The organism is Pseudomonas sp. SDO524_S393, assembly GCF_054071875.1.
In genome coordinates this window covers 1-16,553 of sequence record NZ_JBSVVZ010000101.1, presented here as the reverse complement: position 1 = coordinate 16,553, position 16,553 = coordinate 1, and the positions used below count along the sequence as shown (strand labels likewise).

At 62.3% G+C, this 16,553-nt stretch carries 15 protein-coding genes; 7 read left to right on the top strand and 8 right to left on the bottom strand.

The window, feature by feature from the left end; all coding sequences use genetic code 11:
• Positions 1–164 precede the first annotated feature (164 nt).
• The 4 genes from ACW9IB_RS27750 (at position 165) to ACW9IB_RS27735 (ending at position 5,370) form a co-directional block, all read left to right on the top strand.
• Entirely contained in the window at positions 165–704 is a 540-nt protein-coding gene (locus ACW9IB_RS27750; protein WP_457364731.1) for an RNA polymerase sigma factor, read from the top strand.
• Positions 701–1,669: a FecR family protein gene (locus ACW9IB_RS27745; protein WP_457416453.1), complete on the top strand. Its 969-nt coding sequence runs from the start codon at positions 701–703 to the stop codon at positions 1,667–1,669. The genes ACW9IB_RS27750 and ACW9IB_RS27745 overlap by 4 nt, the downstream gene beginning before the upstream one ends.
• A gap of 128 nt (positions 1,670–1,797) precedes the next feature.
• The gene (locus ACW9IB_RS27740; RefSeq protein WP_457416451.1) at positions 1,798–4,368 is read left to right on the top strand and encodes a TonB-dependent hemoglobin/transferrin/lactoferrin family receptor; all 2,571 of its coding nucleotides are present in this window, start codon (positions 1,798–1,800) and stop codon (positions 4,366–4,368) included.
• Between the two features lie 102 nt (positions 4,369–4,470).
• A complete protein-coding gene (locus tag ACW9IB_RS27735; RefSeq protein WP_457364734.1) occupies positions 4,471–5,370 on the top strand; it encodes a DMT family transporter in 900 nt (299 codons plus the stop codon).
• Between the two features lie 15 nt (positions 5,371–5,385).
• Here ACW9IB_RS27735 and ACW9IB_RS27730 read toward each other — a convergent pair whose 3' ends face one another.
• From ACW9IB_RS27730 to ACW9IB_RS27715, 4 genes are all read right to left on the bottom strand, one after another.
• A complete protein-coding gene (locus ACW9IB_RS27730) occupies positions 5,386–6,594 on the bottom strand; it encodes a class I SAM-dependent methyltransferase (protein WP_457416449.1) in 1,209 nt (402 codons plus the stop codon).
• 243 nt (positions 6,595–6,837) lie between these two features.
• Positions 6,838–7,455 (bottom strand): TPM domain-containing protein, encoded by a 618-nt coding sequence (locus ACW9IB_RS27725; protein ID WP_457364736.1) that lies wholly within the window; start codon positions 7,453–7,455, stop codon positions 6,838–6,840.
• A gap of 28 nt (positions 7,456–7,483) precedes the next feature.
• Positions 7,484–8,212: a TPM domain-containing protein gene (locus ACW9IB_RS27720; RefSeq protein ID WP_457416455.1), complete on the bottom strand. Its 729-nt coding sequence runs from the start codon at positions 8,210–8,212 to the stop codon at positions 7,484–7,486.
• Between the two features lie 18 nt (positions 8,213–8,230).
• Positions 8,231–8,842 (bottom strand): LemA family protein, encoded by a 612-nt coding sequence (locus ACW9IB_RS27715; protein ID WP_457364737.1) that lies wholly within the window; start codon positions 8,840–8,842, stop codon positions 8,231–8,233.
• Positions 8,843–9,084: 242 nt separating this feature from the next.
• Here ACW9IB_RS27715 and bglX point away from each other — a divergent pair, with 242 nt between their 5' ends.
• On the top strand, positions 9,085–11,376 hold the full coding sequence (gene bglX / locus ACW9IB_RS27710; RefSeq protein ID WP_457416447.1) for a beta-glucosidase BglX: 2,292 nt from the start codon (positions 9,085–9,087) through the stop codon (positions 11,374–11,376).
• 148 nt (positions 11,377–11,524) lie between these two features.
• Here the strand turns inward: bglX and ACW9IB_RS27705 are convergent, their stop codons facing one another.
• The 4 genes from ACW9IB_RS27705 to ACW9IB_RS27690 all read right to left on the bottom strand — a co-directional run bounded on the left by ACW9IB_RS27705 (position 11,525) and on the right by ACW9IB_RS27690 (position 14,754).
• Entirely contained in the window at positions 11,525–12,682 is a 1,158-nt protein-coding gene (locus ACW9IB_RS27705) for a phospholipase D-like domain-containing protein (protein WP_457416445.1), read from the bottom strand.
• A gap of 1 nt (position 12,683) precedes the next feature.
• Positions 12,684–13,265, bottom strand: a complete 582-nt coding sequence (locus ACW9IB_RS27700; protein ID WP_457364740.1) for a YceI family protein — start codon at positions 13,263–13,265, stop codon at positions 12,684–12,686.
• 95 nt (positions 13,266–13,360) lie between these two features.
• Positions 13,361–13,675: an amidase gene (locus ACW9IB_RS27695; protein WP_457364741.1), complete on the bottom strand. Its 315-nt coding sequence runs from the start codon at positions 13,673–13,675 to the stop codon at positions 13,361–13,363.
• Positions 13,672–14,754, bottom strand: coding sequence for a serine hydrolase domain-containing protein (locus tag ACW9IB_RS27690; RefSeq protein ID WP_457364742.1), 1,083 nt, complete (start codon positions 14,752–14,754; stop codon positions 13,672–13,674). Before ACW9IB_RS27690 ends, ACW9IB_RS27695 begins: the two co-directional genes overlap by 4 nt.
• Before the next feature lie 194 nt (positions 14,755–14,948).
• On the opposite strand from ACW9IB_RS27690, the gene olsB reads away from it, so the two are divergent.
• Both olsB and ACW9IB_RS27680 read left to right on the top strand, forming a co-directional pair.
• Positions 14,949–15,704 carry an L-ornithine N(alpha)-acyltransferase gene (gene olsB / locus ACW9IB_RS27685; protein WP_017137255.1) on the top strand — a complete coding sequence of 252 codons (756 nt, stop codon included), beginning with the start codon at positions 14,949–14,951 and terminating at the stop codon, positions 15,702–15,704.
• Positions 15,704–16,495, top strand: a complete 792-nt coding sequence (locus ACW9IB_RS27680) for a lysophospholipid acyltransferase family protein (protein ID WP_457416443.1) — start codon at positions 15,704–15,706, stop codon at positions 16,493–16,495. The genes olsB and ACW9IB_RS27680 overlap by 1 nt, the downstream gene beginning before the upstream one ends.
• Positions 16,496–16,553 lie beyond the last annotated feature (58 nt).

Genomic DNA, 16,553 nt, shown 5'->3' with positions numbered 1-16,553 from the left:
TGCAGTGCGCCAGTCAATGGATAAATCGACTGACACACCGCTTTCGCGAGCAAGCCCGCTCCCACATTTTTTGCTGTGTACATCCGTAAAATAGAGACAAATGACAATGGTTCTCGATACCATTCACGACTTTTCTACGTCGTGCTTCGTCAAGAAGGGTATCCATGTCTCGTCCCAAGCCCGACCCGTCGTCGGTCGATGCCGTTCGCGGGTTTTATGCAGATATTCTGTATTACCTGCGCAAGCGCACCGACAACGCCAGCGACGCGGCGGACATGACACAGGATGTCTTTACCCAATGGCTGGACTACCGCGACCGCGCCAACGTCGAGCAGCCACGGGCGTTTCTGTTCCAGATGGCGCGCAACTTGTTGCGCGATCACTGGCGCAAACAGAAGGTACGGCAGACCGTCCACTCTGATCAGGCCGACCTGTATACCGAGCCTGTCACCGACGAGCAAAACGACCCCATGGCCGCCGCGCAGCGCTTGCAACGCCTGGAACAGTTGAAAGAAGTCCTCGCCGAACTCTCGCCCCGCAGGCGAGAAGCCCTTATGCTGCACCGCTTCGAAGGCCTGAGCCAGACGCAGATCGCCGAGCGCATGGGCATTTCGACCAGCATGGTGGAAAAGCACATCGCCTTTGCCCTGCTGCACTGCAAGCGACGCCTTCAACACGAACCCGGCACGGAGCAGCCAGAATGAACCGCCTGAGCGACATCGACGCCCTGGACATCGAGGACAGCGACTCCATCGATGCCCAGGCCGCCAGCTGGTTTGCACGCAACCGCAACGAGCCGGAGCGCGCCGACCGCAAAGCCTTTGCCGCCTGGCAGGCGGAGCCGGCCCATGCCCGTGCGTACGCCGAGTTCGAACAACTCTGGGCGGACCTCGCCCAACTGCAACAACTGAACAAACCCGTGGCCTTGCCCCGGCGCAAGCCCTCGGTATGGCGCCCGGCCCTGGCCGTGGCCGCCGCCCTGTTGTGCGCGGTGCTGGCCACGCAGATAGACGCGCCGCGCGAGCTCTACCACACCCAAGTGGCTGCCCACGCCAAAGGCATGCGCACCTTGAACCTGCCCGATGGCAGCACCTTGTACGTGAATGCCAACACCCGTCTGCGCGTGGATTTCACGGCGCATCAGCGCATCGTGCACCTGGACAAGGGCCAGATGTACATCGAGGTGGCTGCCGACAAGGAACGCCCCCTGTTCGTGCAAGCCGGCGAGGCCAGCGTGCGCGTCGTCGGCACCGGTTTCGATGTGCGACGCAGCCAGCAGCAGCTGGTGGTCAGCGTGGCCCACGGCCAGGTCGCCTTCGAGCCGGACGCAAAAAGCCCGGCCCTGTTGCTCGGCGCTCGCCAACGCGCCAGCTACAGCTTCGCCAAGGGCACTGTGCAACAGCAAAGCCTCAGCGCTGAAGAAGTCGCCGACTGGCGCAGTGGCCACTTGTCGTTTCGCAATCGCGAACTGGCCAGCCTGATCGACGAATTGAGTCTCTATCGGCCCCAGGCGCCGTTGCAGGTGAGCAATGCCGTGGCGCAATTGAAGGTCTCGGGCAGCCTCGATGTGAACGACCCCGATGCCCTGCTCAATGCCCTGCCCGCCCTGCTGCCGGTGAAAACCGTGGCGTCGGCCGACGGCATCGTCAGGATCGAATCAAGCAAATAACCTCACGGCATTCTTATTTGAGAATATTTTGCATTCTCAGGTGTGGATTTTTTTGCCTGCCCCGTCTTCTCCCGGTCTGCGTTTGATACGCACACCTTTTCGGCCATTTGGCCACACCGGGGGATTTCATGTTTCGCGCGCCTTGCCACGCTTCGCACCTGTTTTTGCGTCCGACCCTTATCGCCACGTGCATGGCGTTCAGCCTCGCCGCCCACGCCGAGTCGTTCAAACTGCAGCTGCCGGCGCAGCCGCTGGCCACGTCCCTGAGCCAGGTGGCGCAGCAGGCGAAAATCCAGCTGCTGTTCGACGAGACGCTGTTCAAGAACGTGCAGGCGCCGGCACTCAGCGGCGAATTCACCCCGGAAGTGGCGATTCGTACCTTGCTCAAAAACGGTACGTTCACCCTGATCAAGGTCGGTAGCACCTACGTGGTGAAACCCGAAGAGGCCAAGACCAGCAACAGCGGCACCGTTCAGCTCGACGCCCTGAGCGTGATCGGCACCGGTACCCAGGTCGACTCCAGCACCGTGGGCCGCTCCACCATGAACCAGGCGGACATCGACCGCTACCAGCCCAACAACATTCCCGCCCTCCTGCAAACCCTGCCCGGCGTATTCATGGGCGGCTCGCCCAAACCGGGTGGCCAGACCATCAACATTCGCGGGATGGGCGAGGCTGAAGACATACCCATGACCGTGGACGGTGCGACCAAAAGCGGCTTCGAGCGCTATCAGCAAGGCACGGTGTTCATCGAACCCGAGCTGATCAAGAGCATCGAGGTCGAGAAAGGCCCGTACTCGGCCTTTACCGGCAACGGCGGCTTCGGCGGCACGGTGCACATGGAAACCAAGGACGCCCCCGACCTGCTCGAAGACGGCCGCAACGCCGGTGCCATGCTCAAATATGGCTACTCCAGCAACGACCACGAACAGGTCTACAGCTCGGCCATTTATGGCCGCACCGATGATGGCCGCCTGGATGGCCTGGCCTACCTGACCCAACGCGACGGTGGCGACATGAAGCTCGCCGCCACCCCGCCGGACCCGCGCAATGAATACCCGATCAACCCCAAGCGCCTGCCCAACAGCGCGACGAATGTGGATGGCGCGTTGTTCAAGGTCAACGCACACTTCACCGACGAGCACAGCATGGGCCTGTCTTACTCGCGCTCGCGAAGCCAGCGCTGGACGCCCTTCTCGGCCAAAAGCTACCCCACGCCGCCGCTGCAATCAGCCATTGACCGCTACGGTTACGAAGGCGCCCTCAAACGCTTCCTGGCAGACCGCGAGACCATCGACACCACCTACTCGGCCAAGTACGAATACCAGCCCCTCGACAACCCGCTGGTGGACCTGAAACTCAGCTACTCCGCGTCCAATACCGACCAGACCGACGAGCGTGACGCAAACGCCTCGTTCTCCCTGGCCACCGGCGGGCGCAAGATGGACACCTCGTACGACGACAAAATTCTGGAAGCACGCAACATCAGCCGCTTCAACACCGGGCCGCTGGAACACGCGGTCACCACCGGGGTGCAGGTGCGCAAGCACATCCGTGAAACCGAAAGCTGGATGCCCGGCGCCACCTACAACACGCCCCGCTACAACTACGGGCACTTCCAGCCGTACTTCATGCCCCATGGCAAAGTCGATACGAACTCGTTCTATCTTCAAGACGCGGTGACCCTCGGCGACGTGACCATCACCCCATCGCTGCGCTACGACCACGTGCGCAACCGTGGCGAAGCCAACGATGCGCCGTACTACAGCAACCCCGACCCATCGTTCGGGCATGACTACAGCGACCGCACCTACACCGGCTGGTCGCCCCGCCTAGCGGCCTATTGGAACATCACCCCCGATGTAGCGATGTTCGCCAGCTGGAACAAAACCTGGCGCGCCCCGGTGATCGATGAACAGTACGAAGTGCAAGGCATCGGCAGCCGCACCGCCACCAGCGTCGATCTGGACCCGGAACGCATCACCGCGATCACCGCCGGCAACATCACCAATTTCTCCGGCCTGTTCACCCGCGAAGACAACCTGCAACTGCGTACCACCCTGTTCCACAACCGCATCGAGGATGAGATTTTCAAGGCCACCGGCATCGGTTGCGCGCGACAGAACTCGGTCTCGGGCAGTATCGACACGGTCTGCGCCGGCGACATGGCGGCCAAGTCCAACTACCGCAACATCGGCGGCATGACCATCAAGGGCTTCGAGGTCGAGGGCTACTACGACTCGACGTACCTGTTCGGCTCGCTGTCCTACTCCTGGGCCACCGGCAAACGTGACAACCCCTACACCAACCCGTGGGCCACCAGCACCCACGTGTGGGCCCGTGACATTCCGCCGGCCAAATGGGTGGTGGTGCTGGGCACCAAGATCCCGAGCTGGGACGCGCAAGTCGGCTGGCAGGGGCAGTTCGTGCGCAAGACCGACCGCCTGCCCAGCGATAAATACGCCAGCAGTCTCAACAGCATCGCCGGTGACAGCTTCTACGACCAGTATGAAAACGCCAGCTACGACACCCAGGGCCTGTTCGCCAGCTGGAAACCGCAGCAGGCCGGCCTCAAGGGCACCGAAGTCAACTTCACCGTCGACAACCTGTTCAATCGCAATTACCGCCCAGCCCTCAGCGGCGACCGTGCCTACAGCGAGGGGCGCAACGCCAAGATCAGCGTCACGCGGTTCTTCTGAAAAACTGTACGGATAAATCTGCGATCAGCTGTAGGCCCGCAATCGGCGGGGGTTGTGGCTAGATGGGCTTCCCTTGAAGCCCTCTTGATTTCGGTTGCCCCCATGAGCACGCGCGAAAACACTGGCATGGCCCTCGGCCTGCTGGGTGTCATCATCTTCAGCCTGACCCTGCCCTTCACCCGCATCGTGGTGCAGGAAATCCACCCGTTGCTCAACGGCCTGGGCCGCGCGCTGTTCGCGGCGGTTCCGGCAGCGGCGCTGTTGCTGTGGCGCCGCGAGCGCTGGCCGACCTGGCGCCAGGTGCGCGGGCTGTGCCTGGTGATCGCCGGGGTGATCCTGGGTTTCCCGGTGCTGTCGGCCTGGGCCATGCAAACCCTGCCGGCGTCCCACGGCGCGCTGGTCAACGGCCTGCAACCGCTGTGCGTGGCGCTGTACGCGGCGTGGCTGTCCCACGAGCGCCCGTCGAAAGCCTTCTGGGCCTGCGCTGCGCTGGGCAGTGCGCTGGTGTTGAGCTACGCGTTGATCACCGGGGCCGGCAGCATCCAGGCCGGCGACTTGCTGATGGTGGGTGCGATCGCCGTGGGGGGCCTGGGGTACGCCGAAGGCGGCCGCCTGGCCAAGGAGATGGGCGGCTGGCAAGTGATCTGCTGGGCGCTGGTGCTGTCGACGCCGGTGCTGATCGGCCCGGTGTGGTACCTGGCGGCGCAGCATCAGGGGGCCATTTCCATGCGCGCCTGGTGGGCGTTCGGCTATGTGTCGCTGTTCTCGCAGTTCCTGGGGTTCTTTGCCTGGTACGCGGGCTTGGCCATGGGCGGGATTGCACGGGTCAGCCAGATCCAGCTGCTGCAAATTTTCTTCACCATCGCGTTTTCGGCGCTGTTTTTTGGTGAGCATATCGAGCCGATTACCTGGGTGTTTGCCTGCGGCGTGATCGTGACGGTGATGCTCGGGCGCAAGACAGCGGTGCAGCCTGCCCCAATAATCAAGGCTGGCTCAGTCTAGTGTGGGAGCTTGTATTCAACTCAAGAAACCATCCGCGCGCAGCAGGGTTTCCAGGCAATGTTCGGAGATGTGGTAGAACGCTTTCAGCTCCTGGATTTTCTCCAGCAACTGAGTGTTGTCCACCGGCTCGGCGCGCTTCACGGCCAAGATCATCTTGTTCTTGTTGGTGTGTTCCAGCGAAATGAACTCGAACACCTTGGTCTCATAACCACAGGCTTCCAGGAACAACGCACGCAAACTGTCGGTGACCATTTCCGCCTGCTGCCCCAGGTGCAGGCCGTATTGCAGCATCGGTTTGAGCAGCACCGGGCTCTGGATCTGCAAGCGAATCTGTTTGTGGCAGCACGGCGAACACATGATGATCGACGCACCGGAACGGATACCGGTGTGGATCGCATAGTCGGTGGCGATGTCGCAGGCATGCAGGGCGATCATCACCTCCAGCTCACTCGGCGCGACGCTGCGCACATCGCCGCACTTGAACACCAGGCCCGGGTGTTCCAGGCGTGCGGCGGCGGCGTTGCACAGGGTCACCATGTCCTCGCGCAACTCCACGCCGGTCACCTCGCCCTCGGCCTTGAGGGTGTTGCGCAAATAATCGTGGATGGCGAAAGTCAGGTAGCCCTTGCCCGAGCCGAAGTCCGCGACACGCACGGGTCGGTCCAGCTTCAGCGGCGACGAGGTCAGCGCATGGCTGAACACTTCGATGAACTTGTTGATCTGCTTCCATTTGCGTGACATCGACGGGATCAGCGCCTGTTTGGCATCGGTCACCCCCAGGTCGGCGAGAAACGGCCGGCTCAGGTCGAGGAAGCGATGCTTCTCGCGGTTGTGCGTTGCCGTCGGCGCTTCACGTAATTGCTGCGCTTTGCTCCTGAACAGCGAGCTTTTGTTCTTCTTGCTGTATTCCAGCTGGGCTTCGTCGGTCAGCGACAACAGATGGGCGTTCTTGAACTGCGTCGGCAACAATGCGGCAATCGCCGCCACACCGTCAGCCTGAGGGAAGTTCTTGGTGATATCACGCGTCTTGTAGCGGTAGACAAAGGACAGGCAGGGCTGCTCCTTGACCACCACCGGCTTGATGATCAGCCGCTGCAACTCGGCCTCTTCGCCCACGTACTTGGCCAGCACCAGCTTGATAAAGGCGTTCTCGGCCAGGCTTGCGCTCAGCAGTTCGATGAACTGGGCGTGGTGATCGCTGGCAGGTTGAGCGGTGACAGACATGAACAAAAACGCCTCGGGCAGGAAATGCCGGGCATTTTAGGGGGGATGGGGGTTTAGGGCACGGAGTTATTTGATCAACGGTCAGTACCCGTCACACACCGAATGTGAAAACGGGATTCTGTGGGAGCTGGCTTGCCTGCGATGCAGCCTACTGGGTCCATCAGGCAGACCGATGGTGATGCCATCGCAGGCAAGCCAGCTCCCACATGCAAGGGTTCACACATTTGCCCAGTGTTGAATGGGCTATTCGAGTACGATCAGACGATTCGGCAGTTCATTACGGGTTTGGGTCACCGGCACATGCACCTTGAGCAACTCGCCACAGGCCTCGATGCATGTAATGAACCCCGTCAATGTCTGCCCCTGCTTCACCTGCTGGGTAAACGCCTTGACGATCACATCCCAGCTGTCGTCGGCCAGGTGCCGGGAAATGCCCTCGTCCACCAGGATTTCCACATACCGCTCGGCCTCGCTGACAAAGATCAATACGCCCGTGCTGCCCAGGGTGTGGTGCAGGTTCTGCTCCAGAAACTGGCGCCGTGCCAGGTTGGAAGCCCGCCAATGGCGCACCGAACGGGGAATCAACCGCGTGGTCACCTTGGGCAGGCGGAACACCAGGCACAGCACGATGAACGTCAGCCATTGCGCCAGCAGCAAGGTGTACATGGTCAGGTAACCGGACAGGTAATGCACGACACCGGGCACCACCAACGCGATCAAACTGGCCCACAGCAACGGAATGTAGGCGTAGTCATCGGCGCGAGCGGCCAGGACGGTCACCAGTTCCGCATCAGTGGTTTTCTCCACCCGGGCAATCGCTTCAGCGACCTGGCGCTGCTCGTGTTCAGTCAGTAAGCCCATGCTTGTCGTTGCTCTCTCATTATTGTGATTACCAACCGCCCGACGCCCCGCCACCCCCGAAACCGCCCCCGCCGCCCCGAAAGCCGCCACCACCACCGCCTCCCCCACCGCCACGGCCGCTGCTGCTGAGGATCGACAGCAGGATAGCGCCCACCGGCAGGCCCATGCGATGGCACAGCCACAAGACACCGATCAGCAGGATAAACAGGCCGATGGAAAACCCGGGATTATCCTTGGCGAAGCTCGTATCCGCCACATGGGCCGGTACCGCCAGAGGCTCACCACCCACCACCCGCACCATCGCCGCCACGCCATCGCTGATGCCCTGGCTGTAGTTGCCAGCCTTGAAGCGTGGCGCGATCACCTGGTTGATGATCACCCAGGCCTGCGCATCGGTCAGCACGCCCTCCAGACCGTAGCCGACCTCGATGCGCAACTTGCGCTCATCCCGAGCGACGATCAGCAGCGCGCCATTGTCCTTGCCCTTCTGCCCGATGCCCCAGTGACGCCCCAATTGATAGCCGAAATCCTCGATGGGCAGCCCTTGCAGGTCGGGCACGGTGACCACCACGATCTGCTCGCCGCTGCTCTGCTCCAGCGCCTGCAATTGCTGGGTCAGTTGCTGGCGTGTGGGCGCGTCGATCATCCGGGCGTCGTCCACCACCCGTCCGGTCAGCGCCGGAAACGTCAGCGCCGCCTGGGCCAGGCCCGTACATGCCAGCAACCACAGCGTCAGGCTCAGCCGTAATAACCCCATTGCCATCTCGAGGCCGCCTTAGTTGAACTTCACTTGCGGGGCTTTATCGGCATCGGCGCTGGTGGCTTCAAACGTGGCGCGAATCGGCAAGTCGCTGTACATCACGCTGTGCCACAGGCGGCCCGGGAAGGTACGGATTTCGGTGTTGTACGCCTGCACGGCCTGGATAAAGTCGCGGCGAGCCACCGTGATACGGTTTTCCGTGCCTTCAAGCTGCGACTGCAAGGCCAGGAAGTTCTGGTTGGCCTTGAGGTCCGGGTAGCGCTCGGACACCACCATCAAACGGCTGAGCGCGCCGGTCAAACCATCCTGGGCCTGCTGGAACTGCTTGAGTTTCTCGGGATTGTCGAGGGTGCTGGCGTCCACCTGGATCGACGTGGCCTTGGCCCGCGCCGCGATCACCGCGGTAAGGGTTTCCTGTTCGTGGGCGGCGTAGCCCTTCACGGTTTCCACCAGGTTGGGGATCAGGTCGGCACGCCGCTGATACTGGTTCTGCACCTGGCCCCAGGCCGCCTTGGCCTGTTCGTCGAGGGTGGGGATGTTGTTGATGCCGCAACCGCTCAGCAGCGTACCGATCAACAGCATGGCCGCAGCCTTGAGGCTCCAGCGGTATCCTTGAATGACTGTCATATGTGTCTCCGCGACCTTCCTGTGAAATTTGATGACCCTGTAAATCCCGAGCCTGGGGCATAATCCGCCACCACTACTGGCATGCTGCGAACCAATCAGCTAAAAGATGCCCAGCGCGAACCAGAGTTCAGATGTGTGCTGCATTCGTCTGACAAAACACTCGAACAACAATATATGTTCCAAACACTTTGGCCGAGCAGCGTTTGCATTGTCGCTGCGCAGTACGCCCCGAAAGGATATTCATGAAGAAGCTGTGTTTGTTCGGCCTTGTGGCCACATTGGCCTGCTACCCCGTCTGGGCCGAGACCCAGCCCGTTGCGCTCAAGGACAAGGAAACGTTCGTCAACGACCTGCTCAAGCAGATGACCCTCGATGAAAAGATAGGCCAGTTACGCCTGATCAGCATCGGCCCCGAGATGCCCCGCGAGCTGATCCGCAAGGAAATCGCCGCCGGACGCATCGGCGGCACGTTCAATTCCATCACCCGTCCGGAAAACCGTCCGATGCAGGACGCGGCCATGCGCAGCCGCTTGAAGATCCCGATGTTCTTCGCCTACGACGTGATCCACGGCCACCGCACGATTTTCCCGATCAGCCTGGCGCTGGCCTCCAGCTGGGACATGGACGCCATCGGCCGCTCCGGACGCATCGCCGCCCAGGAAGCCGCCGCCGACAGCCTGGACATCACCTTTGCGCCGATGGTCGATATCTCCCGCGACCCGCGCTGGGGCCGTACTTCCGAAGGTTTCGGCGAAGACACCTACCTGGTCTCGCGCATTGCCGAAGTGATGGTCAAGGCGTTTCAGGGCGTGAGCCCCGCCAATGCCGACAGCATCATGGCCAGCGTCAAGCACTTCGCCCTGTATGGCGCGGTGGAAGGCGGCCGTGACTACAACGTGGTCGACATGAGCCCGGTCAAGATGTACCAGGACTACCTGCCGCCCTACCACGCGGCGATCAAGGCCGGTTCCGGCGGCGTGATGGTGGCGCTGAACTCGATCAACGGTGTGCCCGCCACCGCCAACACCTGGCTGATGAACGACCTGCTGCGCAAGGACTGGGGCTTCAAGGGCCTGGCCGTGAGCGACCACGGCGCCATCGTCGAGCTGCTCAAGCACGGCGTGGCCAAGGACGGGCGTGAAGCCGCCAAGCTGGCGATCAAGGCCGGCATCGACATGAGCATGAACGACTCGCTGTACGGCAAGGAACTGCCCGGCCTGCTCAAGTCCGGTGAAATCGAACAGAGCGATATTGACAACGCCGTGCGCGAAGTGCTCGGCGCCAAGTACGACATGGGCCTGTTCAAGGACCCGTACCTGCGTATCGGCAAGGCCGAGGATGACCCGGCCGACACCTACGCCGAAAGCCGCCTGCACCGCAGCGAAGCCCGCGATGTGGCGCGCCGCAGCCTGGTCCTGCTGAAAAACCGGAACAACACCCTGCCGCTGAAAAAATCCGCGACCATCGCCCTGGTCGGCCCGCTGGCCAAGGCGCCGATCGACATGATGGGCAGTTGGGCCGCCGCCGGCAAACCGGAACAATCAGTGACGCTGCTGGACGGTCTGAACGCGGTGATCGGCGAAAAAGGCAAGATCATCTATGCCCGTGGCGCCAACATCACCAACGACAAGGCAGTGGTCGATTACCTGAACTTCCTCAACTTCGATGCACCGGAAGTGGTGGATGACGCGCGCCCTGCCCAGGTGATGATCGACGAGGCCGTCAAGGCCGCCAAGGATGCCGACGTGGTCGTGGCCGCCGTGGGCGAGTCCCGTGGCATGTCCCACGAGTCCTCCAGCCGCACCGACCTGAACATCCCGCAAAGCCAGCGCGACCTGATCAAGGCCCTGAAGGCCACCGGAAAACCGCTGGTGCTGGTGTTGATGAATGGTCGTCCGCTGTCGATCCTCGAAGAAAACCAGCAAGCCGACGCCATCCTGGAAACCTGGTTCGCCGGTACCGAGGGCGGCAACGCCATCGCCGACGTGCTGTTCGGTGACTACAACCCGTCGGGCAAACTGCCGATCACCTTCCCGCGCTCCGTGGGGCAGATTCCGACCTACTACAACCACCTGACCATTGGCCGCCCGTTCACTCCGGGCAAGCCGGGCAACTACACCTCGCAGTACTTCGATGACACCACCGGGCCGCTGTTTCCGTTCGGTTATGGTTTGAGCTACACCACGTTCAGCCTGTCGGAGATGGCCCTGTCGTCCACGACCCTGAACAAGACCGGCAAGCTCGACGCCAGTGTCACGGTGAAAAACACCGGCAAGGTCGATGGCGAAACCGTAGTGCAGCTATACATCCAGGATGTGGCCGGCTCCATGATTCGCCCGATCAAGGAGCTGAAGAACTTCCAGAAGCTCCTGCTCAAGGCCGGCGAGGAACGCACGCTGCACTTCACCATCACCGAGGACGACCTGAAGTTCTACAACAGCCAGCTCAAGTACGCGGCGGAACCGGGCCAGTTCAACGTGCAGATCGGGCTGGACTCGCAGGATGTGCAGCAGCAGAGTTTTGAATTGCTCTGATCCAAGGCTGTAAACCCAGCTTTTGTGGGAGCTGGCTTGCCTGCGATGGCATCACCTCGGTATGACTGAATGACCGGGGTGATGCCATCGCGGGCAAGCCCGGCTCCCACAAAAGCCAGCTCACACATTTGTTTTTGGGGCGTTGGTGCTATCCACGCCTATCCAACAGATTGACCACCAACCGATCAATCCACCCCCACACCCGCTGCTTCACGCGCCGCCACAAGGGTCGCGCCTTCCACGCTTCCAGGCTTACCGCCTGGCTCTGGGCAAAATCCCGTTCGAAACTGCCGACCACCGCCTGGGTCAACGCCGGGTCCAGCGCCTCCAGATTGGCTTCCAGGTTGAAGCGCAAATTCCAGTGATCGAAGTTGCATGAGCCAATGCTGACCCAATCGTCCACCAGCACCATCTTCAGGTGCAGGAAACACGGCTGATACTCGAAGATCTGTACCCCGGCGCGCAGCAGGCGCGGGTAGTAGCGATGCCCGGCGTAACGCACCGAGGGGTGGTCGGTGCGGGGCCCGGTCAGCAGCAAACGCACGTCCACGCCACGCCCGGCAGCCCGGCGCAACGCGCGGCGCACGCTCCAGGTCGGCAGGAAATACGGCGTCGCCAGCCAGATACGCTGGTGGCTGCTGTTCAGGGCGCGAATCAATGACTGCAGGATATCGCGGTGCTGACGGGCGTCGGCATACGCCACGCGGCCCAGGCCCGGCCCGGTCGCCGGCACCTTGGGCAAGCGCGGCAAGCCGAAATGGGTGGCGGGCTTCCACGCCCGACGCGCATTGTTGGCATGCCACTGGCGATCGAACAGCGCCTGCCAGTCCTGCACCAGCGGACCGCTGATCTGCACCATGACTTCATGCCAGTCGGCGCTGTCATTGCCGGGCGTCCAGAACTCGTCGGTAACGCCGGTCCCCCCGACGAAGGCCGTCTCCTGATCGATCAGCAACAGCTTGCGGTGGTCGCGGTACAGGTTGCGCATCCAGCGTCGCCAACTGAGGCGATTGTATAAACGCAGCTCCACGCCGGCGTCGGCCAGGCGTTTGCGTAATCCCAGGGTAAACGCCAGGCTGCCGTAATCATCGAACAGGCAGCGCACCCGCACGCCTCGATCGGCGGCCTGCACCAGTGCCTGCACCATGGCTTCGGCGCAGGCACCGGCTTCCACCAGGTACAACTCCAGTTCCACCTGCCGCTCGGCGCGGGCAATGCCCACCAGCATCTGCGGAAAGAAATTCGGTCCGTCGACCAGCAACTCGAAACGGTTGGCGCTGCGCCAGGGGAACACCGCGCCGCTCATGTCAGCGCGCCGTGAAGATCAGCACCGCACCCACCGGCACCGACAGACTGATCGACTTGAGTCCCGCCGCCTTGCGCAAGGCTGCCACGCCCGGCGCCAGGTCGAAATCCTCCGCATGCACCACCAGCGGCTCCAGGGTCACCACCTGGAAACGACGGTCGTCCAGGCGCGTGGCCAGCAGCTCGGCGCTGTAGGTCTGGGTCTTGCCGTGCAGGGTCACGGACAACGGCAGGCGCAATTCCAATTGTGCGCCGGGGGCCAAATCGTTGATCGGCTGCAGGTTGATCTGCGCGTTGATCAGCGCATCGGGAAAGGTCTTGATCTCGAACAGCTCGTTACGCATTCGCTCATCGCGCATCGGGACGCCGCTGTTGATCGACTCCAGCTCGACCTCCAACTGCGCCGCGCCCTGGCGGTCGACCTTGCCGTGCAACACCAGGAAGCGCTGCACTTCGGCGATCTCGGTGTTTTTGGTGGTGACGAACGACAGCCGCGAGGACTCGTTGTCCAGGTACCAATCGGCCTGGGCAGGCACGGAAGCGGCGGCCAACAGGGCGAAGGCCAGGGGTTTGACATTGACCATAAAGACTCATGCGGAAAAAACCTGCACGAACCTTAAGCGCAATCTCACGGGCGGCGCAAATTCAATGTGGGGGCTGCTTCGCAGCCCCGCGCGGGTCAGGGGGTCAGGCGGCAACCCTGGCGGTCGCCCAGCCAGCGCGCGGTGTGTGTGCGTCCCAGCCCGCTGGCGGTCACTTCACTGCGTTTGGGGTTGTCGCTGAACGCACTGGTGGGCACGTACTGCTTTACATAACCCTGGCAGTACTCGGCGGGGTTGTTCTCGACGTAACGGCAGGAGCAGTACTCCTTGGCGGTGTAGGCCGCGATGATGTCGGGGAAGGCTTGCAGGTTGACGCGTTCGTGCCAGATCCAACCCAGCAAGGCGAGCAACAACAGCAGGAACAGGCTGGTGAACGGCCGACGACGGATCATGGTTGCACCGCCGCGAGCACGCGCTTGAGGAGTTCATTGTGGCGGTAGCTGCCATCCCGATCATCGCCGTAGCGCACGATGACCAGGTGTTCGCCGGGCATCACGAACAGCGCCTGCCCCCAGTGACCCAGTGCGGCCAAGGTGTCGGCAGGCGCATCGGGCCAGGGCCGGGGAGCGCCCTGCACTTCACGATTGAGCCACCACTGGCCGCCCGGCACTGCTTCGTCCTGGCCCGCCTTGTAGCGTTCGAAGGGCTGCCGATTGAAATCGACCCAGGCTTTGGGCAACAACTGTTGCTCACCCCAACGCCCGTCCCGCGCCATCAATAACCCCACGCGCGCCAGGTCGCGGGCGGTGAGGTAGGCGTAGGACGACGCGACAAACGTCTCATCGGCATCGGTTTCCCAGGTGGCGTTGCGAATGCCCAACGGCTTGAACAGTGCATCCCACGGGTAGCTCATGTAAGCCTTGTGGCCGAGCATGCCTTTGAGCGCAGCAGACAGAATGTTGCTGTCGCCACTGGAATACCGAAAGACCTGGCCCGGCGCATGAGCCGCCTCGGTGTCGGCGGCAAAGTCGGCCATGTCGGCATGCCCACGGGTGTAGAGCATCGCCACCACCGAGGATTTCAACGGTGCATATTCATAGTCTTCCTGCCAGTCCAGGCCCGACGCCCAGTGCAGCAGGTCGGCCAGGGTGACTTTGGGATGCTGTTTCATCGGCGGATAAAAGCGCGCGGCGGGGTCGGTCAGCTTGAAGCGGTTTTCGCCGTAGGCCACGCCCAACACGGTGGCCATCAGGCTTTTGCTGATGGACCACGTCAGGTGCGGGGTGCTGGCGGTGGTGGGCTCGGCGTAGCGCTCATAGATGATCACGCCATCGCGGATCACCAACAGCGCGTCGGTGCGGATGCCCTTGCGGGTGACATCGTCACGCGGGGGGAAGGCATAACTGTTCAGCGCATCGACGGCGGGACCGGCCAGCGGGGTGCCTTTGGCCCAGTCCTTGTCAGGCCAGGTTTCGGAGTGGGCGGTAACGGTGACCAGGAACAAGGCAACGCACAACAGGCCTCTGACCATGAAAGCAAACTCGAGGGGGCATTCAAGCCCGCGAGCCTAGCCGAGGCAGATGACAGTTCTGCGACAACTCGATGAACCGGGGCCTGTCATCCAAGCGTCACCAGAACTTCATGGAGATGACACCGAGGCTACATAGCCTGACTTTGGACAACAAAGTCGACCGGCCGAAAGTGGCCGGCACTCGGAGACTCGCCATGACTCAGATCGCCCGCATCAGCGACACCGGCAATGAACGCCGTCTGCAAGCCGAACGCCTGGTTGGCGCCAAGGCCTTGCAGGAAGCCCAGGCCCTGCGATTCAACGTGTTCAGCGGCGAGTTCAACGCCAAGCTGAAAGGCGCGGAACAAGGCCTGGACATGGATGACTATGATGTTCACTGCAGCCACATCGGCGTGCGGGACTTGAACAGCGGTCGACTGGTGGCCACCACCCGCCTGCTGGACCACCAGGCTGCCAGCACCCTGGGCCGGTTCTACAGCGAAGAAGAATTCAGCCTGCATGGCTTGCTGCACCTGCAAGGTCCGATCCTGGAAATCGGCCGCACCTGCGTCGACCCGGCCTATCGCAACGGCGGCACCATCGCCGTGCTGTGGGGCGAGTTGGCCGAAGTGCTCAACCAGGGCGGCTACAGCTACCTGATGGGTTGCGCGAGCATCCCGATGCACGACGGCGGCATCCAGGCCCACGCGATCATGCAGCGCCTGCGCGAACGCTACCTGTGCAACGAACACCTGCGTGCCGAACCGAAGAAACCACTGCCTGCGCTGGACCTGCCGTCCAACGTGATCGCCGAGATGCCACCGCTGCTCAAGGCCTACATGCGCCTGGGCGCCAAGATCTGCGGCGAGCCGTGCTGGGATGAAGATTTCCAGGTGGCCGACGTGTTCATCCTGCTCAAGCGCGACGAGTTGTGCCCGCGCTACGCCCGTCACTTCAAGGCGGCAATGTAATGAGCCGTCTGCGGGTGTACGGGCGCATTGCCCGGGTGTTGCTGGTGGTGGCGCTGGGCTTGAGCATGGCCAGCGTGTTTGGGGTGTTCGAGCGTTTGGGCATCGCCAATTCGATGGTGCGGCGCCAGCGCTGGTCGCGCTTTTTCATGGCACGGCTGACCAATGCCCTGCCCTTTCGCGTGACGGTGCACGGTGAATTGCCGCAAACGCCGATGCTGTGGGTGAGCAATCACGTGTCCTGGACCGACATTCCACTGCTGGGCATGGTCACGCCGATGTCGTTCCTGTCCAAGGCCGAAGTGCGCACCTGGCCGGTGGCTGGCTGGTTGGCCGCCAAGGCCGGTAGCCTGTTCATTCGCCGGGGCGCGGGCGACAGCCAGTTGATCCGCAAGCAGATGACCCGCCATCTGGAGCAACAGCACCCGCTGCTGATGTTCCCGGAAGGCACCACCACCGACGGACGCAGCCTGCGCACCTTCCATGGACGCTTGCTGGCCAGTGCGATCGAAGCCCAGGTGTCATTGCAACCAGTGGCGATCCGCTACCTGCGCGACGGGCAAGTGGACCGACTGGCACCGTTCATCGGCGACGATGATCTGCTGTCGCACTTGATGCGTCTGTTTGCCAATGATCAGGGTGACGTGGAAATCCACGTGCTCAAGCCGATTGCCTGTGCCGGGCAGGAACGTGCGGCGCTGGCCTATCAGGCGCAGCAGGCGGTGCAAAAGGCGTTGTTTGGACCGGTGCCGGAGGCTGAAGAGGTAGAGATTCGTCCTGCATTTGCAGCCTGAACACAGTTCAGTGTGGGAGCTGGCTTGCCTGCGATAGCGTCTGTGAATTCAACACCGC

Excerpts from the sequence above, each read along its gene's own strand:
- ACW9IB_RS27715 (WP_457364737.1), bottom strand. The coding sequence starts at position 8,842 with ATGACAGTCATTCAAGGATACCGCTGGAGCCTCAAGGCTGCGGCCATG.
- ACW9IB_RS27690 (WP_457364742.1), bottom strand. The coding sequence starts at position 14,754 with ATGGTCAGAGGCCTGTTGTGCGTTGCCTTGTTCCTGGTCACCGTTACC.
- ACW9IB_RS27705 (WP_457416445.1), bottom strand. The coding sequence starts at position 12,682 with ATGAGCGGCGCGGTGTTCCCCTGGCGCAGCGCCAACCGTTTCGAGTTG.
- ACW9IB_RS27730 (WP_457416449.1), bottom strand. The coding sequence starts at position 6,594 with ATGTCTGTCACCGCTCAACCTGCCAGCGATCACCACGCCCAGTTCATC.
- ACW9IB_RS27740 (WP_457416451.1), top strand. The coding sequence starts at position 1,798 with ATGTTTCGCGCGCCTTGCCACGCTTCGCACCTGTTTTTGCGTCCGACC.
- ACW9IB_RS27725 (WP_457364736.1), bottom strand. The coding sequence starts at position 7,455 with ATGGGCTTACTGACTGAACACGAGCAGCGCCAGGTCGCTGAAGCGATT.
- ACW9IB_RS27700 (WP_457364740.1), bottom strand. The coding sequence starts at position 13,265 with ATGGTCAATGTCAAACCCCTGGCCTTCGCCCTGTTGGCCGCCGCTTCC.
- ACW9IB_RS27695 (WP_457364741.1), bottom strand. The coding sequence starts at position 13,675 with ATGATCCGTCGTCGGCCGTTCACCAGCCTGTTCCTGCTGTTGTTGCTC.
- ACW9IB_RS27735 (WP_457364734.1), top strand. The coding sequence starts at position 4,471 with ATGAGCACGCGCGAAAACACTGGCATGGCCCTCGGCCTGCTGGGTGTC.
- olsB (WP_017137255.1), top strand. The coding sequence starts at position 14,949 with ATGACTCAGATCGCCCGCATCAGCGACACCGGCAATGAACGCCGTCTG.
- ACW9IB_RS27720 (WP_457416455.1), bottom strand. The coding sequence starts at position 8,212 with ATGGGGTTATTACGGCTGAGCCTGACGCTGTGGTTGCTGGCATGTACG.
- ACW9IB_RS27680 (WP_457416443.1), top strand. The coding sequence starts at position 15,704 with ATGAGCCGTCTGCGGGTGTACGGGCGCATTGCCCGGGTGTTGCTGGTG.
- ACW9IB_RS27750 (WP_457364731.1), top strand. The coding sequence starts at position 165 with ATGTCTCGTCCCAAGCCCGACCCGTCGTCGGTCGATGCCGTTCGCGGG.
- bglX (WP_457416447.1), top strand. The coding sequence starts at position 9,085 with ATGAAGAAGCTGTGTTTGTTCGGCCTTGTGGCCACATTGGCCTGCTAC.
- ACW9IB_RS27745 (WP_457416453.1), top strand. The coding sequence starts at position 701 with ATGAACCGCCTGAGCGACATCGACGCCCTGGACATCGAGGACAGCGAC.